Source organism: Dorea amylophila, from assembly GCF_025567265.1.
GTDB classification, from domain to species: domain Bacteria; phylum Bacillota; class Clostridia; order Lachnospirales; family Lachnospiraceae; genus Dorea_A; species Dorea_A amylophila.
Genome location: NZ_JAOQJW010000010.1, coordinates 97,275 through 122,486, shown reverse-complemented (window position 1 = coordinate 122,486; position 25,212 = coordinate 97,275). Strand labels below are relative to the sequence as shown.

Below are 25,212 nucleotides of genomic sequence, written 5' to 3'. Positions count from 1 at the left end.
GCCGAGTTTGAGCGTAGTTCCTTTGCTTTTAGGAGATTCTGGCTCTCTTAGTTTTTCTTAGAGCATGGAACCTGAACCAGAACCACTTTATACTGTTTTCTTCAAGGATCGAGAGGCCAACTACGTTAATAAATTAAATCCCAATCGACTTATTCTTCTCTATGCCTTATCTTCCGATATCCTTTCCGCAATCCTTTTACCAGAAGTGTCAGGTATCGCAGTACTGCCTCGGTTGCAATCGAGAATACTACGAATAACATGATACACTTCGTTGACATTCCTGTAATTGCGAATAATTTCGGCAGGAAGATGATACATAAGATACAGCCGGTCAGGCATCCTCCCCAGACTACACCGCGGAAGATATTGACCGGTTTACAGATATTGAACAGGATGATGAATCCTACGATCAGAAGCAACATCGTTGCTGCTGTCGAGATATCTGTAGTATTTACGCCAAATGTCTTACCGAACACAACCAGTGCGCCGACCATCAGTACATCGGTCAGACCTGCCGGCAATGCCTTCAGGAATACATTGGTCAGGAAATGTCCCTGTATTCTTTCTTTATTTGGCTGGAACGCCAGGAAGAATCCAGGTACTCCGATCGTAAACATGCTGATCAGCGATATCTGGGATGGTTCCATCGGATAGGTAATCATCAGCACTACGGAGAATAAGGACAACAGGAAGGAGAAGATATTCTTCACCAGGAACAGACTGGCTGAACGCTGGATGTTATTAACCACCCGTCTTCCTTCCATTACTACCGACGGCATACATGCAAAGTTGGACTCCAATAATACCACCTGCGAAGCCTGTACTGCCGCGTCACTTCCGGATGCCATGGCTACACTGCAGTCGGCATCTTTCAATGCCAGTACGTCGTTGACACCGTCTCCTGTCATTGCTACTGTCTTGCCCTGGTCTTTAAGAGCGTGTACGAATTTACGTTTCTGATCCGGTGTTACACGTCCGAATACTGTATAATTGGCAACCGCATCTGCAATCTCTGCATCACTGTGAAGAGTCGCTGCATCGACATAACGGTCTGCATTTGCAATTCCGGCTTCTTTTGCCACTTCAGAAACGGTCATGGGATTATCTCCGGATATAACTTTCACTTCTACACCCTGTTCTGCAAAGTAAGCAAATGTCTCCGGTGCTTCTTTTCGGATTGGATTGGCAAGAAGGACATATCCAAGCGGCGTTACCTTGCCGGTCAGTGCTTTTCCGTCCAGTTCTCCGTCATACGTACCGAATACCAGCACACGGTTTCCTTTTCCTGCATACCCTTCAATCTCTTCTTTATATTTATCAAAATCATCTCTCAGCACGAATTCCGGTGCTCCAAGTACATGCACTTCCTCTTCGTATGTGACACCACTGTATTTGATTGCGGATGTAAATGGAGTTACAGACTCAGCCTTTTTTCCTGTTCCTTCTTTAAAATATTCTTTTAACGCCTCCATAGTGATGTTATCACTGCTCATTGCTTTCGCAAAATCACCGAGCATTTTCGGAAGTTCCGGCATTTCATCTTTTTTATAATTTAATGTCGGAACCACATCCTTTACACTCATGTTTGTCTCTGTGATCGTTCCGGTCTTATCAACGCAAAGCACATTAACTCTTGCAAGGGTCTCAATACTCTTCATATCGTGAAGTAAAACCTTCTGTTTTGCCAGACGCATTGCGCTGACTGCCATTGCTACACTCGCAAGAAGGTATAACCCTTCCGGAATCATACCGATCACAGCCGCCACCATAGAAGTAATACTGCTTCGGAATGGATCTCCGTTAAAGAAGAAGCTCTGCACGAACAGTATAATTCCGATCGGGATCAATGCGATACCGACAAATTTTACCAGTTTGTCAAGTGAACGGATCATTTCTGACTGCTCACCTTTCTGCATTGCTTTTGCTTCCAGTGTCAGTTTGGAAATGTAGGAATCCACACCTACTGCATCCAGTCTTGCATGACATTCTCCTGCCACAATAAAACTTCCCGACATCAGATGATCTCCCGGATTCTTGGTAATCTCATCTGATTCTCCTGTCAAAAGAGATTCATTGACCTGCACACTTCCATGTACCACTTCTGCATCAGCACAGACCTGATTTCCTGCTTTAAAGATTACAATATCATCCAGAACCAGACTCTCCGAATTGACCCGTGAAGTCTTTCCGTCTCTGACCACTGTTGCATGTGGTGCATTTAGCATATTTAATTTTTCCAGTGTCTTTTTGGAACGGATTTCCTGTATGATACCGATCAGTGTATTAAAAATGATAACCGGAAGGAATGTCAGGTTACGGAACGAGCCCACAATTATCAGAAGAATCGCCAGGACCAGAAAGATCAGATTAAAATATGTAAATACATTTTCTTTAATAATCTCTTCCGTTGTCTGCGCCGGAGGATCGACTGATATGTTGCCCCACCCGTCACGCCTGTGTTCTTCTGCCTGCGCCGACGTCAGGCCTTCCTCATAATCCGGCTCGTATCTAGTTGTCGGTGTACGTTCTATTTCATAATCACAGGCTTCTTCCTGCAGTTTTCGTTTTCGCCTGTCGTTTTTTTTCATAGAGTTCCTCCTTATCAGCTGCATTCTACTGTTACATTCTGATTTTATCTATTATTTGTATTTAGTATACACCAGAATATGCCAATATTGTATTAACACTTTATGAATTCTGTATGTATTTTTGCTGAAAATGCAGTTCACATCTTCATGTAAACTGCATCTGCTTCCTCTATATACTCACATTTTCATCCGTACGAAGCAACGCACTTTTCGCAAGCTGATCCGCTTCTTCGTTATAATGATTTCCTGTATGCGCTGCGACTTTGCAGAAAGATATCTTTATCTGCTCTGCTGCTTCCTGCATATGTGCCGCATACTTGCTGGTAAGCGGTGTCTTGGCCCGCCACACGCCTGTCACCCATTTTTCCACACCTTCGTAATCATAGCGGATCTCTACTGCCGGATACTCATGCTCTTTCGCCCATTGCACTGCATTCATCGCGCCGAGCATTTCTCCTGCAACGTTCCGGATCTTCACGCCTTCCGGATCACAGCCGCTTCCGGATTTTCTGAATTCTTCTCCGGCCGGTGTCAGGATCACACAGCCAAATGCATATCTTCCGATGCTTTTTTCAAAGCTTCCGTCCACATAGGCAATCACCATATTTTCCGGCACTTCAACAATTCCTGCTGCTTCTTTTTCTTCATTCTTAGATACATTTGCAGTAGTTGACATTTGCAAGAATGCCATCGCTTCTTCCCTGTCTGTGAAGCCTCTGAACTCTGCTCCGGAGTATCCGGACGTCGCTTTCTGACACTCTGCCCAGGTCTCAAATAATCCTGTCTTATGTCCTTTTCTTACTGCATATATTTTCTTTTTTGCCATATCTATTATCCCTTTCTGAGAATTTCTAAAAATCTATCTCCATACTTTTCCAGTTTATGCTCTCCGACACCCGATACTTCCAACATCTCATCCCGTGTCGCCGGACGCATTACACACATACCGGCAAGCGTCTTATCTGCAAATACCATATACGGCGGTACCTTTTCTTCCAATGCGATCTCACGTCTGAGTTCCCGTAAGCTTTCGAATAATTCTGCATCTTTTTCTGAAAGTTCCGCTGCCACTGCGCCTTTTTTGCGTCTGTTCTTTTTCTCTTTTGATTCAGATTTCTTTTCTGTCTCTTCTTTCGGAAGCTTCATGATCAGCGGTTCTTCCGTTTTCATAAATGCTTTCCCTTCCGGGGTCAGACAGATCACCGGATATTGTTCGCCCTTTTCTTCCACATATTCGCGGAACTGTAATTCCCTTAATATCTGTCGTAATCTCGGAACCGTCCGCTCACTTAACACTGCATATTCCGGATTCTTATCCAGATTCTTGCCCAGGATCTTCTGACTCTTTCCGCCGTGCACGATGTCGATCACCGTCGCTGCCCCGTAATTCCAGTCCAGTGCATCCAGACACCGCAGGATTGTATTCGCCTCCAATGTGATATCTACCTCTTCAAACTGTGTCTGGCAGTTCAGACAGTTTCCACAATAAGAACTGCTCTTTTCTCCAAAGTAATTCAAGATATATTGTCTTAAGCATTCTGATGTAAAGCAGTAAAATGTCATCTGTTTCAGGCGTTCCAGATCCCGTTCTTTTACGATTTTACGCGTCTCTTCATCCAACTCACTGTTCTCTTCTCCATTTTCAATAAACAGACGGTTCGTCCTTACATCCCTCGGCTCATAATAAAGAATGCATTCTGACGGCTCCCCGTCTCTTCCTGCACGTCCGGCCTCCTGATAATAGCTTTCCATATTTTTCGGCATATTATAATGAATGACAAAGCGTACATCCGGCTTATCGATTCCCATTCCGAATGCATTTGTCGCCACCATGATCTGCCGCTTTCCGTATATAAAATTCTCCTGATTTTCCTTCCGTTCCTCATCCGATAGTCCGGCATGATATCTGGTCACGGAAAATCCTTCATTTCTCAGATCAAAGCTTACCTGTTCCACGCTCTTTCTCGTCAGGCAATATATAATTCCGCTGTCACCGGATGTATCGTATCCTTTTTCCTTCAGATAACTGACCAGTTCCTTATACTTATCCACAGGCTTCTTAACTGCAAAGAAAAGATTTCCACGATCGAACCCGGTTGTTTCCACATATGGATTCTGAAGCCTTAAGATATCAAGGATGTCTTCTCTTACTTCTGCCGTCGCTGTCGCCGTATATGCACCGACCACCGGGCGGTATGACAGACGATCCAGAAAATCCAGGATCTTGAGATAGCCCGGACGGAAATCCTGTCCCCACTGCGATACGCAGTGCGCCTCATCTACCGCTACAAAAGATATCTGCACCTGCTCAGAGAGTGCAAAATCCAGAAAGCTCTCGGTTTCCAACCGTTCCGGTGCCACGTATATGATCTTGTATCTCCCCTGTTTTGCAAGCTGCAGTGCTTTGTAATACTGTCCGGAAGTCAGAGAACTATTTAAGAAAGCTGCATGGACACCCATCTGGTTCAGCGTTCCAACCTGATCTTTCATGAGTGAGATCAGCGGCGAGATTACGATCGTAATTCCTTTCATCATAAGTGCCGGCACCTGATAACATACCGACTTTCCTGCTCCGGTCGGCATGATTCCAAGCACATCCCTGCCTTCCAGTACCGCTTCTATCACAGGGATCTGTCCCTCCCGGAAATGATCATAGCCGTAGTATTGTTTCAGTATCTTTTCTGCTTCTTTGATTGCCTTACTCATTCTGCCCCGACTCCTTACATTCTGTCTTTTTTTGTCCGTTTCTTTTCTACTCGTTACTTTTTTGATCCGCAGACTTTCCCACACCCACTATGTTTTACTATCTTATCACATTTGTCTCTATCTTTCATCCTATCTTTACAATCCCCTCTTTCATGGAGAAATCCTTTTGACTTTCCGATTCTTTTTCAGTATAATTGTTTCAGTTTTTGAAATAAAGGAGGACAAACACATGGATTTCCGTCAGATCACCATGATGCAGAAGATAAAATCAGGTATGGATCGTTTTCGTGCCAGCCACCCAAAATTTCCAATGTTTTTACGCGCAGTATCACAGGATGCGTTGGTGGAAGGAACGATCATTGAGATCAATGTGACCACACCGGAAGGAAAAAATTATTGTACCAATGTCAAGTTGAAAGCCGATGACATGGAACTTTTCGATTCTTTTAAATCTATGCAGGGATAGTTTCCCTGCATATTTTTTATTCAGTGGGAACATACTAATTCTGTCATAAATATATAACAAGGAAGGTATTTATTATGGAAGAAATGTTTTGTTTCCAGTGTCAGCAGACCGCTCATAATTCCGGATGTGAAGGGCGTGCCGGTGTCTGTGGAAAGAAAAGTGACACCGCTAATTATCAGGATGAGCTTACTGGTGCACTGATCGGTCTGTCACGTGCCGTGCGTAAAAAGCTTGCCCTGAATCCGGATGCTTCTTTCGAACATGCGGATGAACTTATCTTAAAAGGGTTATTCACCACCATTACCAATGTTAATTTTTTCAATGATACGATCATCAAACTTATTCACGAAGTAAATGTTGAAAAGGACCGGATCTATCCGGATATCATGAATTATGATGTCCGCCATATCTGGGAAGATCAGGAAGATATCCGGTCTTTAAAGTCTCTGATCCTTTTCGGGCTGCGCGGCATGGCTGCTTATGCCTATCATGCTTATGCGTTGGATTATGTAGACAAAAATGTCCTTGATTTCTTCTATGAAGGGCTCGAAGCCATCGCTTCGGAAAAGAGCAGTGACGAATTACTTGCACTCGTATTAAAAACGGGCGAGATTAATTTTCGCTGCATGGAGCTTCTGGATCATGCAAACTCCGGCACTTATGGCAATCCGGTACCGACAGAAGTTCCTCTGACCATCGAAAAGGGGCCTTTCATCGTTGTCAGCGGACATGATCTTCATGATATGGAACTGTTATTAAAGCAGACGGAAGGAAAAGGAATCAATATCTACACCCACAGTGAGATGCTTCCGGCACATGGATATCCGGAATTAAAGAAATATTCTCATTTAAAAGGAAACTTTGGAACTGCCTGGCAGAGTCAGCAGTCGGAATTTCACAACATTCCGGCACCTATTTTATTTACTACCAACTGTCTGATGCCGGTCCGTCAGAGTTACTGCGACCGGGTATTTACCACCTCCATCGTGTCATATCCGGATCTGGTGCATATCGGAGAGGACAAAGATTTCACTCCGGTTATTGAGAAAGCTCTGGAATGCAAGGGATATCCGGAAGATCATCCAATGACCGGAATCAACGGCGGGTCTACAGTCACAACCGGATTCGCCCACAATGCTGTTCTTTCTAATGCCGGGCATATCGTGGAACTTATAAAGGCCGGCAAGATCCGCCATATCTTTCTGGTCGGCGGATGCGACGGTGCCGCTCCAGGACGCAGCTATTATACGGATTTCGCCAAAGCTGCACCTATGGACACCTTGATTCTGACTCTTGCCTGCGGAAAATACCGGTTGAATGACCTGGATCTTGGTTCCATCGACGGTATTCCAAGGATCTTGGACATGGGGCAATGTAATGATGCTTATAGCGCTATTAAAGTTGCTCTTGCACTTGCAGAAGTCTTTGACTGTACCGTAAACGACCTCCCGCTCACCCTGGTTCTTTCCTGGTATGAACAGAAGGCCGTATGTATCCTGCTTACGTTATTATCTCTCGGTGTGAAAAATATCCTGCTTGGTCCAACACTTCCTGCATTCGTCTCTGAAAATGTATGGAAGATACTGGTGGAGAATTATAATATTCAGAAGATCAGTACTGTGGAAGAGGATATGAAGAAAATCCTTGGTTAATGATCTTCAAGATTTGCGAAGAACAATTCATAGAAATCATCTTCAGCCTCGATCATCGGCGAGTTCTCCCCTCCGCCATTGGTGCTTCTTTTCATTGCGGCATGGAATTCTTCTCCTGCCGCAATTAATTCCATTTCGTATAATTCGTAACCAAGATTCCGGCAGGTCTTGCAGAAGGCAGATAGCGGGTCTGCTTCTGTTCTGGTTGCGAGGAGCTGTTGTTTTAACTTTTCGTCTTTTAATGCTTTGTTTTGTAATTCGTCTAATATACTTACTACGTCTGCCATAATCCTCAATCCTTTCCTGCTAAAAAAGAGAGTAACACATTTCCTATGCTACTCCCTCGTCTCTAAAACTATTATATGAATTTCATTTTACTTGCGCAAGCTTTATTTTCATAAATGCATTTACTTAAATATGTTTCCCACAGATATCTGCCAGACAACATTTCTCACAATGCGGCTTCGTCCTCGCTGTACAGACGTCTCTTCCGTGATATACCAGCCTGTGGCAGAAATCACTGCCTTCTTCCGGCGGGATGATCTTCCAAAGTTCCATCTCTACTTTCTTCGGTTCCTTGATTCCATCTACCAGACCGATCCGATTACAGAGTCTGATGCAATGCGTATCCGTAACAATCGCCGGTTTGCCAAACACATCCCCCATGATCAGGTTCGCACTCTTTCTTCCGACTCCCGGAAGTTTCAACAATTTATTAAAATCATCCGGAACTTTTCCACCATATTCATCACGGAGTATACGCATACAGGCACTGATATCTCTCGCCTTACTCTTTCCAAGTCCACATGGTCTTACGATTTCTTCAATCTCTTCCGGTGTTGCTTCTGCCAATGCGTTGACATCCGGGTACTTTGCATATAAGCCTTCTACTACTACATTGACTCTCGCATCCGTGCACTGTGCTGCCAGACGTACACTGACCAGCAGTTTCCACGCATCGTCATAATCCAGCGTACAGTCCGCATCCGGGTATTCTTTTTTCAGGCGGTCGATGACCACCAGTGCCAGTTCTTGTTTATCCATTTTTATTACTCCTGTTCATTTCCATCCGAAAGCTTTACCATAATATAATCATGATGGATTTCTTTCAGAAATTTATCAAATACATCCGCTGTCTTCATCTTGATACTGGAAGTGTTCACACATGGATGACATCCGAATTCTTCCTGTTCCAGAAGTTCCTCATCCACCAGAAGCTGCACTTTATTCTCCTGATCAAAGATCAGTCCCATGACAGTAGCTGAGCCCGGCGTTACATTCAGATATGTTTCCATGTCTTCTCCCGATGCAAAGGATAATCTCGTGGTCGGGATCTGCTGTGACAGTTCTTTTGTCTTGAGCGCTTTGTTTCCTGGCATCAAAAGCAGATAATATGACGTTTTCTTCCGGTTACATAAGAACAGATTCTTACAGATCTCCATTCCCAGCGCTTTATCAATCTCTTCACAGGCTTCCATTGTCATGACCGCTTCGTGATCCGCTCTGATGTAGGGGATATGCAGACTGTCCAGTATATCGTAAACTTTTATTTCTTTTTCTTTTCGTCCGGATGTGTCTTCCGGGCGTCCATTGTATAACTCCATTTTATCTCTTATCCTATATCAATTTTCTTGTTCCTTCTTTTCTCACTATTAAGAACCACGGGGACGGGTAAATTGGCTTTTTCCTTGTCCCTCTTGGCGCTGACTTCCAGCTGTCTCTGGAGTGTATCGAAAAACTCCGCGCCCTATGTTAGATACAAAGTCTTTCTGTTAATTAAATTTCACTTTTTACTTGAGCCAACAGGAACACTAAAAAAGCCACTTTTCCCGTCCCCGTGGCTCCACTTCTTAAGCCATTCTTCTGCAAGATATGTCCAGCTCTGTACTTCCTTCAAAGTTTTGCGGATTTCCTCTTTCTGCTTTTCTGTCCATCTTGCCGGCTTTTTACGTCCGATACCGAATTTCACCAGAAGTTCTTCTCCCTTTTCCTTTGGGAACAGCGTCTCACCGGCTTTAATTGCCTCCGCAAGCAGCTGCACCTGTTCTTGCGTATATCTTTTTCCTTCTTCCTGGCCGATATTCTGTTCTAACCATTCTTCGGTTGCCACCGAAAGTCCATGGATTCCCTCTGAAAATACATGCTGTGCAAATGGTACGCCTGCCTTCGCACATGCCTGTGCAAACAGATAGCTGTTCTGCACCGGAACGGTCTGGTCTTTTACAGTCTGCCACAGGAAACACGGCGGTGTATCTTCTGTCACATGTTTCTCCAGCGACATATAATCCAGTTCCTTCTCTGTCGGATTCTTTCCAAACAGTGCGACAAATGAATCTCTATGCGCATATTCGCCCGAACTAATGACCGGATAAGCCAGAATTGCTGCATCCGGGCAGTTGGATATGTTCTGATATGTTTCTTCCGGATCTTTTACATCCTTGTTATGTACACAAAGACTCCCACACAGATGCGCTCCTGCCGAGAATCCGCAGACTGCAACCTGATCCGGTCTGATATGGTATTCTTCTGCACGGGAACGGATCATCCGGATGGTTCTTGATATGTCATTTAACGGCTGTAGCTTCAGTGGTGCTTCATCCAGCTGGTTTACCGTGTATTCCAGAACGAATACATTATAGCCGGCCTGGTAGAATTCCATAGCCGGCAGGTGTGCTTCTGACGGAGATGTTTCCCGGTATGCTCCACCCGGCGCAATGATCATTGCCGGATGCTTCTTTTCATCCTCATGGATGTAGCTGAACATCACAGGTATGAATCCGTGTGCTGCCGGATAATGGTATTCTTCTTTTTTCCAGATTTCAATTCTTTCATTTATCATATCGCTCTTTTTCTCCTCACGTGAACAGGTAAATTGGCTTTTTTCCTGTCCCTCCTGGCGCTGGCTTCCAGTCGGCTCTGGAGTGTATCAAAAAAACTTCGAGTCCTATGGCAGACACGAAGTCTTTCTGTTAATCAAATCTCTCTTTTACTTGAGCCACCCGGGACACTAAAAAAGCCACTTTACCTGTCCCCCTGGCTTACTGCGCTGCCAATTTCAGCATCTTTTCAAGTGGAAGTGCCGCTTTCTGGCGCATCTCCTCATCCAGATTTACCTCCGGCTGCATGGTCTCAAGTGCTTCCTTCACACCTTCCAGACGCACCATCTTCATATTCGGACAGAACTGTCTGTGCCCTACGGAGTAGAATTTCTTCTCCGGATTTTTCTGATGCAATTCATAGAATACTCCCATCTCTGTACAAATGATAAATGTGTTATTTTCTGATTTTGTAGCATAATCGATAATCTGCGAAGTACTTCCGATAAAATCAGATAATTCCAGAATATCTCCTGTACATTCCGGATGAGTCAGTACGAGTGCTTCCGGATGTGCTTCTTTGGCTTTCTGAAGTTCTTCTTTGTGAATACTCTTATGTACATGGCAGAATCCATCATTGAAAATAAAGTGCTTCTCTGGAAGCTGGCTTGCCACGAAACGACCAAGGTTCTCATCCGGGATAAAGAAGATATCTTTATTCGGAAGGTTCTTTACGATTTTCAGCGCATTGGACGATGTTACACAGACATCAGACTCTGCTTTGATCTCTGCAGTCGAGTTCACATAACAGACTACAGATACATCCGGGTACTCTTTTCTCACTTCTCTGATCTTATCCACGTCTACCATGTGTGCCATCGGACAGTCTGCATGACCGTCTGCCATTACGACTCTCTTCTTTGGATTCAGGATCTTCGCACTTTCTCCCATGAAAGAGACTCCACAGAAAACAATCGTGCTCTCCGGAACTTTGGTTGCAATCTCTGCAAGATAATAAGAGTCTCCTACATAGTCTGCAATCTCCTGCACTTCCCCATCTACATAATAATGTGCCAGGATTACAGCATCTTTTTCCTTTTTCAGTTTTTGGATTTCATTTTTGATTTCTTCGTTCATTTCCGACTTTCACCTCTAAATAAAGTATTCAATGGTCTCTTCTTCCGTAAGTCTTGTCTTTTCATTAAATAAAATGACAGCTTCCCGCCCATCGTACGGTCAAATTCCCTTCTTTAACGTATTCTCACTTACCTATCATGCACCGATTCAGCCAGTTGTGTCAATGCCTGCTTTAAAATTTCTCGTGGGCATGCAATATTTATACGCTCAAATCCCTCTCCGTCCGGTCCAAACATTGCTCCACTGTCAAGCCAGAGTTTTGCTTTGTTCTCCACCAGATCTTTTAACTGCTCTTCTTTCATGCCGAGACTCTTAAAATCCAACCATAAAAGATAAGTCCCTTCCGGCTCTGTCAGTTTGATCTCCGGAAGATTCTCTTTTAAAAATGTACGGACATAATCCAGATTTCCCTCCAGATAAATTTTCAATTCTTTTAACCACTCTTCACCGGTCTCATAAGCTGCCTGACATGCAACCAGTCCCATCAGATTCACCTGGCTGTAACCGGCTGCTGTCACTTCCGCCCGGAATCTCGCACGAAGTTCCGGATTTGAAATCCATATATTGGAAATCTGAAGTCCGGCAATGTTAAATGTCTTACTTGGTGCGGTACACGTTGTAGTGATCGCAGCGTATTTTTCATCTAAAGATGCAAATACATGATGTATATTCTCTCCATATGTAAAATCACTGTGGATCTCATCACTGACTACCAGCACGTTATGTTTCAGACAAATGTCTCCTATCTTACGAAGTTCCCACTCCTTCCACACACGTCCGACCGGATTGTGCGGACTGCACATCAGGAATAATTTTACATTTTCTTCGACAATCTTCTGCTCGAATTCTTCGAAATTAATCTCGTAATGTCCGTCTATCTGCTGAAGCGGACTATTGATCAGCCTTCTGTGGTTATCTGTGATCACTTCGCTGAACGGATAGTAAACCGGCTGCTGCAGAAGAACTGCATCACCTTCTTTTGTGTAAGCCTTCACTGCCATCGCAAGTGCAAACACCACGCCCGGTGTCTTGATCAGCCATTCTTTTTCTACTTTCCATCCGAAATGCTTCTCATACCATCCGGCTGCTGCCTGGAAGTAATCATCTTTTCCTTCGCTGTATCCGTAGATTCCGTGTGCGACTGCGTCACTTAAGCTTTTCTGGATTCCCGGTGCTGTCTGAAAATCCATATCTGCCACCCAGAGCGGAAGCATATCATCACTTCTCCCTCTTTCTTTTGCGAAATCATATTTCAGGCATTTTGTTCCATGTCTGTCCACTACTTTATCAAAATCGAACTTCATCTGTGCATCCTCCTACGCAAGTGCCTGCTCAAGATCTGCGATTAGATCATCTGCATTTTCAATTCCAACTGACAATCTTAAGAAATCTTCTGTAATTCCAAGTTTCTCTCTCACTTCTACCGGCAGATCTCCATGTGTCTGAAGCATCGGGTAAGTGATCAGTGACTCTACGCCTCCGAGACTTTCTGCATAAGCGATCAGTTTTACACTTTCCAGAAGCTTTCTTGCTGTTGCTTCACTGTCTACTTTGAAAGAAATCATGCTTCCGAATCCGCTCGCCTGTGATGCATTTACCTCATATCCCGGATGCTCTTTTAAGCCTACATAGTAAACCTGTTTTACTTTCTCGTGTCCTTTTAACCAGTTTGCAATCTTCATTGCATTGTCCTGCTGTGCTTTCAATCTCACAGATAACGTCTTGATTCCACGTAAGATCAGATAGCTGTCAAATGGTGCAAGGCAGCTTCCCACGGTCTTATATGTATAACGGATCTTCTTTGCAGTCTCTTCATCTGCAGAACACAGGAATCCTGCCAGTGTATCGTTATGTCCGCCAAGGAACTTGGTTCCGCTGTGGATGACCAGATCCGCCCCGAGTTCGATCGGTCTCTGGAATAATGGTGAAAGGAAGGTATTATCAACGATGATTTTCAGATCATGTTTATCTGCAATCTCTTTCATTTTTCTGAGATCTGTGACACGCATGGTCGGGTTACTCGGTGTCTCAATGTAAAGTGCTTTTGTATTCTCTCTGATACCTGCTTCTACGAGATCTGCATCTGCAGTATCTACATAAGAGAATTCCAGTCCTCTCTTCTCACCGACAGATTCGAATATCCTGACAGATCCACCGTACAGGTCGTCTGTGCAGAGAATATGATCTCCACGGTTGAATAACTCCAGACAAAGCCCTACCGCAGCCATACCATTTGCGCACGCAACTGTATCTACTGCACCTTCCAGTGCTGACATCGTATGCTCAAGCTCTGCTCTTGTCGGGTTACTCTCTCTTGTGTAGTCATATCCTGTAGACTTGCCGATTCCAGGATGGGCAAATGTTGCTGCCTGGTAGATCGGTACTGCTACCGAACCGTAAGAATGTGTCTTTTCATCTGTTCCGTTTCCATGTATACATCGTGTCTCAAATCCGTAATTCATTATTTATTTACCTCTTTCATTGTAATCATCAAGGAAATTATATTCCATGTCGTCTTTGTGGTATCCGATAATGGTTCTTAAGTTGACATTATGAACACTTCGGAAAATGTTCTTTTCTATGGTATCTCCCTGTTTTCTGAATTCCTTGATCAGCTCCTTCATCTCGTCACGTTTGGAACCTCTTCCGCCGCCACAGGATACACAGTTCTCTGTGAATCTGCATGCGCACTGAATGAAGTTGAGCTGATTGTAATCCCTCCATGCTATAATGTCATCTTCCTTGATCAGATACATTGGTCTGATCAGCTCCATACCCTCGAAATTCTGGCTATGGAGCTTCGGCATCATCGTCTCCACCTTTCCGCCGTAGAACATCCCCATAAGGATCGTCTCAATCACATCGTCGAAATGATGTCCGAGCGCAATCTTATTACATCCCAGTTCTTTTGCGTGAGAGTATAGATAGCCTCTTCTCATTCTCGCGCAAAGGTAACATGGATTCTTGTCAATATCTGCTACCGTATCAAATATCTGTGTCTCAAATACCGTAAGCGGAATTCCAAGTACTTTGGCGTTATCCTGAATGATCTTCCAGTTATCTTCATTGTATCCCGGATTCATTACCAGAAATACTAATTCAAAATTCGCTTTTCCATGTTTTAACAGTTCCTGAAACAGCTTTGCCATCAGCATGGAATCTTTTCCACCGGAAATACAGACTGCAATCTTATCTCCGTCCTGGATCAGATCGTATTCTCTGATTCCTTTCGTGAACTTTCTCCAGATTCCCTTGCGGAATTTCTTGATGATACTGCGTTCAATCTCTTTCTGCTTCTCTCCGGTAGTATTTTCATCCTGTACGAACTCACTTAGTTTCTTTCTTAAAAAGGAACGATATCCGCCTTCAATATTCACCGCATCATATCCGGCTGCTTCCAGTTCATAAACAGCATCGACACTCCATTCACCGGTATGGCATAATACATACACCGACTTTTCTTTCGGAAGTTCTTCCATACGTTCTTCTACTTCTGCAAGCGGGATGCTGACCGCTCCCGGTACAGAGCCTCTGGTATATGCATCTGCAGGACGGACGTCCAGCACTGTGATTGTATCCTGATCTAATTGTAATAACTCTTCTATCGTGATTGTCTTCATATCTTTTAACCTCTCTTTGTGGATTACTGTTCATGCAGCATCTATTCCTATTAACCAGATAGGTTTTGTTATTTATCTGGTATTATATGACGTTTTTCCCTGTCTGTCAAGGAACTGAAATGTGTTTTAAAAACATTTATCTTTCAAATATACGCTAGAAAAGTTTACCACAAAAAAGAATACTGTACCAGTGGTTTCCCGCTAATACAGTATGTTTTGTTGTTTTCTCCGGACGGGCGCTCCCTCCAAGCGTTAGAAAGACCTGCAATCCTTGTGCAAGCACAAATTGCAAGTCTTTCAACGCTTGTGTGAACTGATGTTATATATAATACATATCCTGTCCATAATCAATGTATTCCTGATACTCTTTCTCCAGATCATGCAAGGTTACTGACCGGAGGATCTCTGTCACGCTGTCATTTACCCTGTCGATCACCAGTTTCTGGATTGCTTTGACACTCCCGGTATATTTTCCTTCTTTCGGAAGTTCCTCATCTTCGATGCGGTAGTCACCTTCCAAAGCTTCTATAATAGAAGAAACGGTAATCTCCTGTGGCGGACGGCTTAAGAAATAGCCGCCCTGGGAGCCTTTTATACTCTTTACGATTCCTGCTTTTCTAAGACTTGCAAATACCTGTTCCAGATACTGTGGAGATATCTTGTTCCGCTCTGCAATGCTATTGAGCGCCACCTGTTCAGTTTTTGAATTGATGGCCAGGTCGATCAACGCTCTCAGACCATATCTGCTTTTCATTGAAAGTTTCATATATATCTCCACACTCCTTCATTATTTCTTATTCTACGGCTTTGAATGCCTCATCCAGATCCTGGATAATGTCATCAATATGCTCTGTTCCGATTGACAGACGGATTGTATTAGGCTTGATTCCCTGATCCAGTAATTCTTCTTCTGTGCACTGGCTGTGTGTTGTTGTTGCCGGATGGATAACCAGAGATTTTACATCTGCAACGTTAGCAAGCAGTGAGAAGAGTTCCAGATTATCGATGAAATCTTTTGCTTTCTGTGCGTCACCTTTGATCTCAAATGTGAAGATAGATCCTCCGCCATTTGGGAAATATTTCTTATATAATGCCTGCTGCTCCGGATTATCAGATACAGCCGGATGGTTAACCTTCTCTACCAGTGGATGGTTGTTCAGGTAATCTACTACTTTCAGTGCATTCTCAACATGACGCTCTACACGTAATGATAATGTCTCGAGTCCCTGTAAGAAGATAAATGAATGGATCGGAGAAATGGTTGCTCCTGTATCTCTTAAAAGGATCGCACGGATCTTTGTAACAAATGCTGCAGGTCCTACTGCTTTTGTGAAGCTGATTCCATGGTAGCTCGGGTTTGGCTCTGTAAGAGAAGCGAATTTTCCTGATGCTTCCCAGTCGAATTTACCGCTGTCAACGATGACGCCGCCGATTGTTGTTCCGTGTCCACCGATGAATTTTGTTGCTGAATGGATAACAATGTCTGCACCGTACTCGATCGGTCTTACAAGGTAAGGTGTTGCAAATGTATTATCTACAACGAGCGGAATCTTATGCGCATGTGCGATATTTGCAATCTTCTCAATATCTACAACGTCTGAGTTTGGATTTCCAAGTGTCTCGATATAGAGTGCTTTCGTGTTGTCCTGGATTGCTGCTTCTACTGCATCATAATCAAAGATGTCAACGAATGTGGTTGTAATTCCGTACTGTGGAAGTGTGTGCTCTAACAGGTTAAATGATCCACCGTAAATATTCTTAGCTGCTACGATATGATCTCCGTTCTGTGCGAGATTCTCGATCGTGTATGTTACTGCTGCTGCTCCGGATGCTACTGCCAGTGCTGCAACTCCGCCCTCCAGTGCTGCAATACGTTTTTCGAAAATGTCTTCTGTAGGGTTTGTAAGACGTCCGTAAATGTTACCTGCATCTGCCAGTCCAAAACGTGCTGCTGCATGATCACTGTTGCGGAATACATAAGAAGATGTCTGATAGATCGGCACTGCTCTTGCGTCTGTAACCGGATCCGGACTTTCCTGTCCTACGTGTAACTGTAATGTTTCAAATTTTAACTCTCTATTCTCTCTTGTGATTTTTTCGCTCATTGGGTTGATCTCCTTTTTCTTCATAATTTTATCGTTATTTGTTGATACTGTCCGTTCTGTTTCGGATTCTATATCTTTTTATTCTGTAAATAATGGTGTTGAATAATATCTGTCACCTGAATCCGGAAGTAATGCTACGATCGTCTTACCTTTGTTCTCCGGACGTTTTGCAAGTGCGATAGCTCCTGCAAGTGCAGCTCCTGATGAAATACCTACCAGAACTCCTTCTTTCTTAGCAAGAAGTTTTGCTGTCTCAAATGCTTCGTCTGCTTCTGCTTTGTAGATTTCGTCATAGATCTTGGTATCTAATGTATCCGGAACGAATCCGGCTCCGATTCCCTGAATCTTATGCGGGCCTGCTTTTCCTTCTGAAAGTACCGGTGAAGAAGCCGGCTCCAATGCTACGATCTGAACTTCCGGTTTCTGCTCTTTTAAGTAAGCACCGATTCCGGAAAGTGTTCCGCCTGTTCCGACACCTGCGATCACGATATCGACTGCTCCGTCTGTATCGTTCCAGATCTCAGGACCTGTTGTCTTCTTGTGTGCTGCCGGGTTAGCAGGGTTTACAAATTGTCCCGGAACGAAGCTATTCGGAATCTCTTTTGCAAGCTCATCTGCCTTTGCGATGGCTCCCTTCATTCCTTTTGCTCCTTCGGTAAGTACGATCTCTGCACCGTAAGCTTTCAGGATGTTTCTTCTTTCCACACTCATCGTCTCCGGCATCGTAAGAATGATCCTGTATCCTTTTGCTGCTGCAATAGATGCAAGACCGATTCCTGTATTACCGGATGTTGGTTCAATGATCACAGAACCTTCTTTTAAGATTCCTTTTTCTTCCGCATCTTCGATCATTGCTTTTGCAATTCTGTCTTTGACGCTTCCTGCCGGGTTGAGGTACTCAAGCTTTACAAGAAGTGTTGCTTCCAGACCAAGTTCTTTTTCTATGTTTACTACTTCCACCAGTGGTGTATTTCCGATCAGTCCTAATGTTCCTTTATAAATCTTTGACATTTTGCTTCCTACCTTTCCTACTTTTTTGGTATGTTTTCTTAATGAATTTACTATACTACCTTAATTCCTATTTGTCAACTATGTTTAGTATGTTTTTTATATTTTTATTTTACATGCGCGCAAGCGCAACAACATCGCATTCGTCCCCACATTCGCTTTTCTTTTGTCATTATCCTGCACGCTCCCTTCCGTTCTTTAAACTAAATAAAGCCAATCCTTATATTTCCTATTATTTCGATAGGTTTTATGGATTGGTTTTATTATATTACCGCTATGTCATATTTGTCAAGTATGTTTTGAAGTTTTATCACACACTCTCTACTTCCTGTAACTCAGATATTCGGCAAACATATCTTCAAATGTTTTTCTCCTTGCCTTTGATACAGACAAGATTTCATTATTATCCATCTTGATTTCTGACTTTTTCACTTCTGTAATATACCTTGGGTTTACAAGAAAACTTTTATGGATTCTGCAAAAATATTCTCTTCTTAATTCTTCTTCTATTTCCTGGATTCTTTTTCTTGTTCTTAATATTTTGCCGGTACCCTTCTGCAATATATGTATTTCACATCCTCGTCTGATAATTGAAAAATACAGGATTTCATCTATATCTATTTTCTGATACATACCATCATCTTCCGCAATAAAGTATTTTTTCCCTTTATGTTCTTTTGTATATGTTAGTATTGTTCCAAGTTCTCTTTGAATTTCTGACGGATTACTTTGTTTTAATAAATATCTGTATGGCTGCACACAGAAGCTTTCTGGTGTAGGCAGGTATATGCCACTTACAAATACAAGAATTAAATCTTTATTTTTCTTCTTCATTATTTCAGATGCTTTATTCCCGGAAATTCCCGGTAACTGAATATCTAAAAAAAGTAAATCCAGATCATTTTCTTCATCCTGTATTAATGTTTCACCTGTCGAATACTCATATATAAAGCTTTCACTATCTTCTCTTCGGATAGCTTCTGCAAGCAATGTCCGGAAGTTTTTATCATCATCACAAATTCCTATTTTTATCACTCTATGTTCCCCTTCACTGCATAATCAACCTTATATTTTTACCACTTTATCACATAACTCCGCAATTTCCCAATCGTGGCTAATAATTATGATAATTTTATCTTGTTTAATATCTTGCAAATAGTCCATAACCCTTTCTTTACTCATAACATCTAACGCTGACGTAGGCTCGTCTAACAAAAGAATATCTGCAGTTTTAATAAACAAACGTACCAATGCAATTTTTTGTCTTTCTCCACCTGAAAATTCACTTTTACCATCAATGATTTTTCTTTCTTCCTTCATCATTGTATCTATAGAATCAAACTTCAATTTTTCTATAACACTTTTCAAGCTTCTTCTACTATAATGCTCTGTCAAAAAAACATTATTTTCTATACTTCCTTGAATCAAATATGGTTCCTGTTCCACAAAAGAAATTTGTTCTCTTCGCATTTTTCTCATATCCAAATATTTGATATCTATATCATTGTATTTAATCTTGCCATCTATTTTATCATTGTATAATCCTAATAATATATCCAGCAATGTTGTTTTACCAGATCCATTTTCTCCCCAAATACAATATATATTTCCCCTTTTAAATTTGTACGAGAAATTCTGAATAATCATTTGATTATTAACTTTATAAAACACTCTATCACAAGCAATGCTATTCACTTTATGACAATATTGTATTCCGTTTTCTTGTTCCTTTTTATTCAATAATTCTTTTATTCTCGCATATGATACTTTGCTTTCTTTATATTTTTTATCCAACTCTGTAAACTCTTGGATACTCCCCAAAATCATTTGGAAATAATCAATAACTATAACAAATTCTCCAATCGTAATCTTATGCATTACAATACAATATCCACCAAACAAATAAATAATAACTCTTCCTATTGACGATATCATTTCATCAATACCATCAAATACCGAATATGTTTTTTGCACATCAATACTATTCTTCTCGTATTTCTGAAATTTTTCATTCAATTTTCTTATTAGTTCTTTGGCTATTTCATACTGTTGAACAAATTTCATGTTTAGAAATTGGGCCAAAAATTCAGCTAAAAATGTATCCTGATTTTCTCTATCTTTCTGAATTACATTATATAATTTTTTCTGATACAAGTATCGTACATATACATATATAATTATAACTGCCAAAAGAAATATTCCCAATCCACCAGCGATGTAAATCAATATTCCTATAGCAACTATTGTCATTAATAGTTTTGATAATATATTTCCAGTTAATCCTAATACAAATTCAGTAACTATATTACTATCATTATATATCCTTGTACTTAAATATAACATGTCTTGTTTTACCAGAAAGCTCCACGGAGTATGCTGCATTGTTTCTATTATTTTTTGTTGTATACTATATGAACAATTAATTTTCAAGAAATTGTAAATATTTTCAGATATTATATTTATACTGTTCCTAAAACATTCTACTACAAGCCACACACATGAAATTCCTACTAACATTTTCAATTGTTTATTTGGAATTAGTATATCTATAATATATTTTCCAATAATCGGAGTTAACAAACTAATCAAAGTGTATACAATAATACATCCTATATAAAAAATATATTTCCATCTAAATAATTTTATCTGCTTATACGTCCATTTTATCATTATTTTTCCTTTACTTTATTACTTAAACATTCCATATAACCATTTAAAGAAAAGATACAGATACAAACACAATGAAAAGCTTACTATCATTGTTTCCATATCTATTTTTCTAGAAATCAATCTTCCAATCAAATTTCCATTTTCCTGATAAAAGGTCACTCCATTTCCATAATCTGCACCAATTTCTTCTATAAGCAACTGCAACATTCTATTTTTACAATTTGTTATTTTTTTGAACTTTATCGTTGCAAATTTATCGTTTTCAAAATCACTTACCGAAATTTCCTTTTGTCTCAGATTTTGCTTTGTCTTTTTGTCTAATATTGTAATTTTTATTTTTATATTAGTGCAGTCTCCGACATTCTGTGTTTTAACCTGTATTCCATCCAACGATTTTTCAGTAGAATATACATCCTGAGTAAGTTTTTTTTCACATATAACGCCAGTATTTGCATATTTTCCCACATCTACTGTTCTATTGTAAAAGTATTCCTTCTTGTCAACATGCGCATATAAATATGCAAATATCATACACACAATAAGCACGATAATAGTTCCTTTATATTTTCTCATATTCTTCACATACTTCCCTTGTATTTCCATACATTCTCACTTTTCCATGATCCAACCACACAATTTTATTACAGATTTTCTTCACCTGTTCAATACTGTGTGACACAAATAAAACCGTTGTCCCACTTTCCTGCATTTTCTTTATTCGATCTTCACATTTTTTTTGGAATCTAAAATCCCCAACAGACAGTACCTCATCTACAATCAAAATATCTGGTATTCCAATTGTTGCGATAGCAAATGCTAATCTTGATAACATACCCGAAGAATAATTTTTTACTGGAACATTCATAAAATTTTCTAATTCTGAAAATTCAACGATATCTCTATAGTTTTTCTTCATCTCACTTTGAGAATACCCAAGTAGTGCTCCGTTCAAATAAACATTTTCTTCCCCTGTCAGATCCCCATCAAACCCTGCTCCAAGTTCAATTAACGGCGCAATCTTTCCTTTGACTTTTACTGTTCCCTGCGTCGGCCTCAGTATCCCTGCAATGATCTTCAATATCGTGCTTTTCCCACTTCCATTCAGTCCTATAAGTCCTAGCGTATCACCCTTTTTCACTTCAAAATTGACATTCTTCAATGCCCAGAAGGAATGATAAGTAATTTGCTGCTTTATCATCTTTATAATATATTCTTTGAAACTGTCATATTTTTCGGATGACATATTGAATTTTATTGATACATCTTTTACTTCAACAATCGTCTCTTTCATGTTCACTCCTGCTTATTTGCTATATATCCATAATAAATTTATCCTGTCTCTTTCCAAAAACATAAATTCCTATTCCCAGCATAATAAATGTTTCCAACACACCAACTCCAAGAATTTTTATCGAAATATTTTCTTCATACAATACACATTCACGGAAAATAATTAAAAAGTGTGTCAGAGGATTCAACATAACAATCTTTTGAACCCGTTCCGGTAAAAAGGACATGGTATAAATAATCGGACACAAATACATAAGCGCAGTCAAAAAAACGGAATACAAATGCATCATATCTCTAAACTTAACTGCGATAGCTGATAATATCAGTCCCACTCCCGTTGAAAATAATGTTAATAAAATCAATGCTACAACTCCTTCGTAAAGTCTATAGCTCAGATCAATTCTTAAAACCAGCATAACGCAAAACAAAGCACTTAGCGTCGCCATAAGATTAATCATACTTGAACATATCCTCGCAAGAACAAACAGATATTTCGGCACATATATTTTCTTAATCAACGACGCATTATCCACAATCGCAGACATTGACGATGTTGTTGCCTCAGAGAAAAAATTATAAATTAACTGCCCACTGAAAATATATGTCGGGTAATTTTCAACATTATTTTTGAAGAGAGTTGAAAAAACAACTGACAATATTATCATCATAAAAAGGGGATTCAATACGCTCCACAATACTCCTAATACCGATTTTCGATATTTTACTTTTATATCTCTTTTTAATAATTCAATCAAAAGCGGTGTATATTGTTTTATTTCATTACTTTTCATATTCCTTTTTACTCCATTCATTTACCAGTTGTAATAACTTCTGATAATTATACTTTACAGCCGGACATGCCTTTTTTTCTTTTCTCCGTAATACCGGACACCCTCCCATACATATTGGAAGTATTTTACATTCTTTACATTCATCCGGAATTTCATAACTTATCCATTCTACAAATTTTTCATTTTCACAATCCAAAGGATGTAAAACATCTCCTATTTTGCATTCATCTTTTGCAATGTCATTTAAACATTTAAATATATTTCCTTTTGCATTTATCACATAACAATTCTGTGAAACTGCTCCACATATCCCCAGATTACATTCTGGCAATTCTAAAAAATCATATCCTTTTTCCAAGCCAATTTTTATAAAATTTATCTCTGTATCTGCAAATTCTTTTTCTGCAAAACACTTTTCATTATTACATTTCCCATTCATTGTTCTTACCGGTGCTAAATATACATCCAGTTTTCCTTTCAATCCTAATTCATCAAAATAATCGAGAATTTTTCCAATGGATTTTGCATTGTCATTATCTACATTTATTCTTATTATAAATTGAAAATTTCGATCAGATTCTATAATATTTTTAATATTTTTTATTATAACTTCAAAGGTATTTTCATCTTTTGCAAGCTTTCGCCGTTTATTATGAATTCCCGGTTCTCCATCTAAAGTAATCTGCAACCGTCCTATCTGCAACTTTTCTAATTTCTCTGCAATTTCTTCTGTCAATAAATATCCATTAGTAACCATATTTGCATTGTAATTTTCTTTTCCGAAAATTTTTATTGCTTTTTCGCTTATTCTTTCTATAATATCCATTGCTAATAATGGTTCCCCACCATACCATGTAACTTCTAATTTCTCAGATTTTTCCTTCATTCTCTGTATGAAATCAATAGTTCCATTGATCACTTGTTGATCCATTGTTCTATATTCAACCCCCTTTTCATAACAATAGGGGCATCTAAAATTACATTTCATTGTTGGAGCAATTGTAAGATTTAGTGTTTTATTTTCTTTTCTGATAAAATCACTTTCTTCCATAATCTTTCTCACTTCATTTCTATCATCAGTCAACATTTTTCCTTTTTGCAAATTGCTTAACAATTCTTTATCTATATCTTTTTTCTCTTTTTTTATCTGCTCATATCTTTCCTTATAATGTTCATCTAAAACCAGAATTGCGCCACTATATAAATTGTATAATAAATATTCATCTCCGCATTTTATTATTTCATTAAATTTTGATAATCTCATTCTAATAAATGCCTCCTATTCCAATCATTTCTTTTATTATCATTACAAATATCCTAAAAACTCTTTTATTTTCTTAAACGTACTATAAATAGACAATTTTATTCGTTTGTATCACTTATTTTCTTTCATCATACTAATTTCGTTTAAATCTTTACCATTAAATCTGTTTCATGCATTTTCAAGTCTTACTGTATTATTCTTTATTGCGAAAGGAAGTGATACAAATGAAATGGTTAGTAACACCTGTAAATTCTAAGAAGAAACCACATGGCTGTGCCATTTACGTTCGCCAATGTGGACATAAAATGTATGTAACTTTTTAATTCCGCTCAAAAAAAGAAACAGCTGCTTGCAACTGTTTCAGACTGTAGACAAAGCTCCTTCCTGTGAGGGAGCTTTTCTTGTGTCATGACTGCAAAAATTATGTACTTACAAGCATATAAGAAGTAGTGAAAATGCCGTATTTACGGGACTTTTCACTACTTTTTTGGTATAACGAAAGTATCAAAATAAAGGCGGTGTTTCCTATGATGACACAGAATGCAGATAAGAAAAGAGAACAGATTCAGATGTTCTGCATGGATGACCTTGTTCCGCAGGAGCATCTGCTGCGCCTGATTGACCAGGCAATCGACTGGAGTTTTATCTATGAACTTGTGATCGATAAATACAGTGCAGACAATGGTCGCCCCAGTATGGATCCGGTCATGCTCATTAAAATTCCATTCATCCAGTATCTGTACGGCATCCGAAGCATGCGCAAGACAGTAAAAGAAATCGAAGTCAATGTCGCATACCGATGGTTCCTCGGTCTGGAAATGATGGACAAGGTTCCCCATTTCTCTACGTTTGGAAAGAATTATACCAGACGCTTTAAGGATACTGATCTTTTTGAACAGATCTTTTCCCGTATCCTGCAGGAATGCTATAAATACAGACTGATCGATCCTTCCGAGGTCTTCGTGGATGCCACCCATGTAAAAGCACGGATGGAAATGAAAGTCGGGCTTACGTTTGCCTGCATGAATCTGAAAAAACTGGCAAAGATGATAGCCAGGAAGGGAAAAAGGGGAGCCCAAAAGTGTTTATTATTGATCAA

Annotated in this window: 22 protein-coding genes and 1 pseudogene; 3 read left to right on the top strand and 20 right to left on the bottom strand. The window is 40.3% G+C overall.

The genetic code is table 11. From position 1 onward, the window contains the following. Positions 1 to 149: 149 nt before the first annotated feature. The 3 genes from OCV72_RS08115 to recQ all read right to left on the bottom strand — a co-directional run bounded on the left by OCV72_RS08115 (position 150) and on the right by recQ (position 5,294). Positions 150 to 2,588 carry a cation-translocating P-type ATPase gene (locus OCV72_RS08115; RefSeq protein ID WP_055283040.1) on the bottom strand — a complete coding sequence of 813 codons (2,439 nt, stop codon included), beginning with the start codon at positions 2,586 to 2,588 and terminating at the stop codon, positions 150 to 152. A gap of 169 nt (positions 2,589 to 2,757) precedes the next feature. Continuing rightward, a complete protein-coding gene (locus OCV72_RS08110) occupies positions 2,758 to 3,414 on the bottom strand; it encodes a ribonuclease H1 domain-containing protein (protein WP_055283038.1) in 657 nt (218 codons plus the stop codon). A gap of 5 nt (positions 3,415 to 3,419) precedes the next feature. After that, entirely contained in the window at positions 3,420 to 5,294 is a 1,875-nt protein-coding gene (recQ, locus tag OCV72_RS08105) for a DNA helicase RecQ (protein ID WP_055283037.1), read from the bottom strand. 229 nt (positions 5,295 to 5,523) lie between these two features. Between recQ and OCV72_RS08100 the strand changes: the two genes are divergently transcribed. Both OCV72_RS08100 and hcp read left to right on the top strand, forming a co-directional pair. Further along, positions 5,524 to 5,760, top strand: a complete 237-nt coding sequence (locus OCV72_RS08100) for a hypothetical protein (RefSeq protein ID WP_055283035.1) — start codon at positions 5,524 to 5,526, stop codon at positions 5,758 to 5,760. Between the two features lie 83 nt (positions 5,761 to 5,843). Beyond that, positions 5,844 to 7,412, top strand: a complete 1,569-nt coding sequence (gene hcp, locus OCV72_RS08095) for a hydroxylamine reductase (protein WP_334291736.1) — start codon at positions 5,844 to 5,846, stop codon at positions 7,410 to 7,412. Here hcp and OCV72_RS08090 read toward each other — a convergent pair. From OCV72_RS08090 to OCV72_RS08010, 17 genes are all read right to left on the bottom strand, one after another. Continuing rightward, positions 7,409 to 7,699 (bottom strand): hypothetical protein, encoded by a 291-nt coding sequence (locus OCV72_RS08090; RefSeq protein ID WP_006428383.1) that lies wholly within the window; start codon positions 7,697 to 7,699, stop codon positions 7,409 to 7,411. The two genes, hcp and OCV72_RS08090, sit on opposite strands and share 4 nt — an antisense overlap. Positions 7,700 to 7,823: 124 nt before the next feature. Beyond that, on the bottom strand, positions 7,824 to 8,456 hold the full coding sequence (locus OCV72_RS08085; protein WP_055283031.1) for an endonuclease III domain-containing protein: 633 nt from the start codon (positions 8,454 to 8,456) through the stop codon (positions 7,824 to 7,826). Positions 8,457 to 8,461: 5 nt separating this feature from the next. Continuing rightward, the gene (locus OCV72_RS08080) at positions 8,462 to 9,016 is read right to left on the bottom strand and encodes a prolyl-tRNA synthetase associated domain-containing protein (RefSeq protein ID WP_055283029.1); all 555 of its coding nucleotides are present in this window, start codon (positions 9,014 to 9,016) and stop codon (positions 8,462 to 8,464) included. Between the two features lie 179 nt (positions 9,017 to 9,195). Next, positions 9,196 to 10,251: an alpha/beta hydrolase gene (locus tag OCV72_RS08075; protein WP_055283027.1), complete on the bottom strand. Its 1,056-nt coding sequence runs from the start codon at positions 10,249 to 10,251 to the stop codon at positions 9,196 to 9,198. A gap of 199 nt (positions 10,252 to 10,450) precedes the next feature. Next, positions 10,451 to 11,365, bottom strand: a complete 915-nt coding sequence (nadA, locus tag OCV72_RS08070; RefSeq protein ID WP_055283024.1) for a quinolinate synthase NadA — start codon at positions 11,363 to 11,365, stop codon at positions 10,451 to 10,453. A 128-nt stretch (positions 11,366 to 11,493) separates the two neighbouring features. Then, complete coding sequence (locus OCV72_RS08065) at positions 11,494 to 12,669, bottom strand: MalY/PatB family protein (RefSeq protein ID WP_055283022.1); 1,176 nt, start codon at positions 12,667 to 12,669, stop codon at positions 11,494 to 11,496. A 12-nt stretch (positions 12,670 to 12,681) separates the two neighbouring features. Continuing rightward, a complete protein-coding gene (locus OCV72_RS08060; protein WP_055283020.1) occupies positions 12,682 to 13,827 on the bottom strand; it encodes a trans-sulfuration enzyme family protein in 1,146 nt (381 codons plus the stop codon). A gap of 3 nt (positions 13,828 to 13,830) precedes the next feature. Further along, positions 13,831 to 14,985: a PP-loop family protein gene (locus OCV72_RS08055; RefSeq protein ID WP_055283019.1), complete on the bottom strand. Its 1,155-nt coding sequence runs from the start codon at positions 14,983 to 14,985 to the stop codon at positions 13,831 to 13,833. Between the two features lie 319 nt (positions 14,986 to 15,304). Further along, the gene (locus OCV72_RS08050) at positions 15,305 to 15,751 is read right to left on the bottom strand and encodes an RrF2 family transcriptional regulator (RefSeq protein ID WP_055283016.1); all 447 of its coding nucleotides are present in this window, start codon (positions 15,749 to 15,751) and stop codon (positions 15,305 to 15,307) included. A 28-nt stretch (positions 15,752 to 15,779) separates the two neighbouring features. Next, positions 15,780 to 17,090 carry an O-acetylhomoserine aminocarboxypropyltransferase/cysteine synthase family protein gene (locus tag OCV72_RS08045; RefSeq protein WP_055283014.1) on the bottom strand — a complete coding sequence of 437 codons (1,311 nt, stop codon included), beginning with the start codon at positions 17,088 to 17,090 and terminating at the stop codon, positions 15,780 to 15,782. Positions 17,091 to 17,168: 78 nt separating this feature from the next. Continuing rightward, complete coding sequence (gene cysK / locus OCV72_RS08040) at positions 17,169 to 18,101, bottom strand: cysteine synthase A (RefSeq protein ID WP_006428369.1); 933 nt, start codon at positions 18,099 to 18,101, stop codon at positions 17,169 to 17,171. A 318-nt stretch (positions 18,102 to 18,419) separates the two neighbouring features. Next, positions 18,420 to 19,133 (bottom strand): LytR/AlgR family response regulator transcription factor, encoded by a 714-nt coding sequence (locus OCV72_RS16625; RefSeq protein ID WP_055283012.1) that lies wholly within the window; start codon positions 19,131 to 19,133, stop codon positions 18,420 to 18,422. Between the two features lie 30 nt (positions 19,134 to 19,163). Further along, the gene (locus OCV72_RS08030; protein WP_055283010.1) at positions 19,164 to 20,768 is read right to left on the bottom strand and encodes an ATP-binding cassette domain-containing protein; all 1,605 of its coding nucleotides are present in this window, start codon (positions 20,766 to 20,768) and stop codon (positions 19,164 to 19,166) included. A gap of 18 nt (positions 20,769 to 20,786) precedes the next feature. After that, positions 20,787 to 21,341, bottom strand: coding sequence for a hypothetical protein (locus OCV72_RS08025; RefSeq protein ID WP_028086799.1), 555 nt, complete (start codon positions 21,339 to 21,341; stop codon positions 20,787 to 20,789). Continuing rightward, positions 21,328 to 22,059 (bottom strand): ABC transporter ATP-binding protein, encoded by a 732-nt coding sequence (locus OCV72_RS08020; RefSeq protein WP_044924641.1) that lies wholly within the window; start codon positions 22,057 to 22,059, stop codon positions 21,328 to 21,330. The genes OCV72_RS08025 and OCV72_RS08020 overlap by 14 nt, the downstream gene beginning before the upstream one ends. Positions 22,060 to 22,078: 19 nt before the next feature. After that, complete coding sequence (locus OCV72_RS08015) at positions 22,079 to 22,849, bottom strand: ABC transporter permease (protein WP_055283008.1); 771 nt, start codon at positions 22,847 to 22,849, stop codon at positions 22,079 to 22,081. Further along, entirely contained in the window at positions 22,839 to 24,113 is a 1,275-nt protein-coding gene (locus tag OCV72_RS08010; RefSeq protein ID WP_055283006.1) for a radical SAM/SPASM domain-containing protein, read from the bottom strand. Before OCV72_RS08010 ends, OCV72_RS08015 begins: the two co-directional genes overlap by 11 nt. Before the next feature lie 527 nt (positions 24,114 to 24,640). On the opposite strand from OCV72_RS08010, the pseudogene OCV72_RS08005 reads away from it, so the two are divergent. Continuing rightward, positions 24,641 to 25,168: pseudogene (locus tag OCV72_RS08005) on the top strand (transposase); the annotation flags it as partial. Between the last annotated feature and the right edge of the window lie 44 nt (positions 25,169 to 25,212).

Bases quoted from the DNA above. Each gene is read 5' to 3' on its own strand.
- OCV72_RS08115 (WP_055283040.1), bottom strand. From the start codon at position 2,588: ATGAAAAAAAACGACAGGCGAAAACGAAAACTGCAGGAAGAAGCCTGT.
- OCV72_RS08110 (WP_055283038.1), bottom strand. From the start codon at position 3,414: ATGGCAAAAAAGAAAATATATGCAGTAAGAAAAGGACATAAGACAGGA.
- recQ (WP_055283037.1), bottom strand. From the start codon at position 5,294: ATGAGTAAGGCAATCAAAGAAGCAGAAAAGATACTGAAACAATACTAC.
- OCV72_RS08100 (WP_055283035.1), top strand. From the start codon at position 5,524: ATGGATTTCCGTCAGATCACCATGATGCAGAAGATAAAATCAGGTATG.
- hcp (WP_334291736.1), top strand. From the start codon at position 5,844: ATGTTTTGTTTCCAGTGTCAGCAGACCGCTCATAATTCCGGATGTGAA.
- OCV72_RS08090 (WP_006428383.1), bottom strand. From the start codon at position 7,699: ATGGCAGACGTAGTAAGTATATTAGACGAATTACAAAACAAAGCATTA.
- OCV72_RS08085 (WP_055283031.1), bottom strand. From the start codon at position 8,456: ATGGATAAACAAGAACTGGCACTGGTGGTCATCGACCGCCTGAAAAAA.
- OCV72_RS08080 (WP_055283029.1), bottom strand. From the start codon at position 9,016: ATGGAGTTATACAATGGACGCCCGGAAGACACATCCGGACGAAAAGAA.
- OCV72_RS08075 (WP_055283027.1), bottom strand. From the start codon at position 10,251: ATGATAAATGAAAGAATTGAAATCTGGAAAAAAGAAGAATACCATTAT.
- nadA (WP_055283024.1), bottom strand. From the start codon at position 11,365: ATGAACGAAGAAATCAAAAATGAAATCCAAAAACTGAAAAAGGAAAAA.
- OCV72_RS08065 (WP_055283022.1), bottom strand. From the start codon at position 12,669: ATGAAGTTCGATTTTGATAAAGTAGTGGACAGACATGGAACAAAATGC.
- OCV72_RS08060 (WP_055283020.1), bottom strand. From the start codon at position 13,827: ATGAATTACGGATTTGAGACACGATGTATACATGGAAACGGAACAGAT.
- OCV72_RS08055 (WP_055283019.1), bottom strand. From the start codon at position 14,985: ATGAAGACAATCACGATAGAAGAGTTATTACAATTAGATCAGGATACA.
- OCV72_RS08050 (WP_055283016.1), bottom strand. From the start codon at position 15,751: ATGAAACTTTCAATGAAAAGCAGATATGGTCTGAGAGCGTTGATCGAC.
- OCV72_RS08045 (WP_055283014.1), bottom strand. From the start codon at position 17,090: ATGAGCGAAAAAATCACAAGAGAGAATAGAGAGTTAAAATTTGAAACA.
- cysK (WP_006428369.1), bottom strand. From the start codon at position 18,101: ATGTCAAAGATTTATAAAGGAACATTAGGACTGATCGGAAATACACCA.
- OCV72_RS08030 (WP_055283010.1), bottom strand. From the start codon at position 20,768: ATGATAAAATGGACGTATAAGCAGATAAAATTATTTAGATGGAAATAT.
- OCV72_RS08025 (WP_028086799.1), bottom strand. From the start codon at position 21,341: ATGAGAAAATATAAAGGAACTATTATCGTGCTTATTGTGTGTATGATA.
- OCV72_RS08020 (WP_044924641.1), bottom strand. From the start codon at position 22,059: ATGAAAGAGACGATTGTTGAAGTAAAAGATGTATCAATAAAATTCAAT.
- OCV72_RS08015 (WP_055283008.1), bottom strand. From the start codon at position 22,849: ATGAAAAGTAATGAAATAAAACAATATACACCGCTTTTGATTGAATTA.
- OCV72_RS08010 (WP_055283006.1), bottom strand. From the start codon at position 24,113: ATGAGATTATCAAAATTTAATGAAATAATAAAATGCGGAGATGAATAT.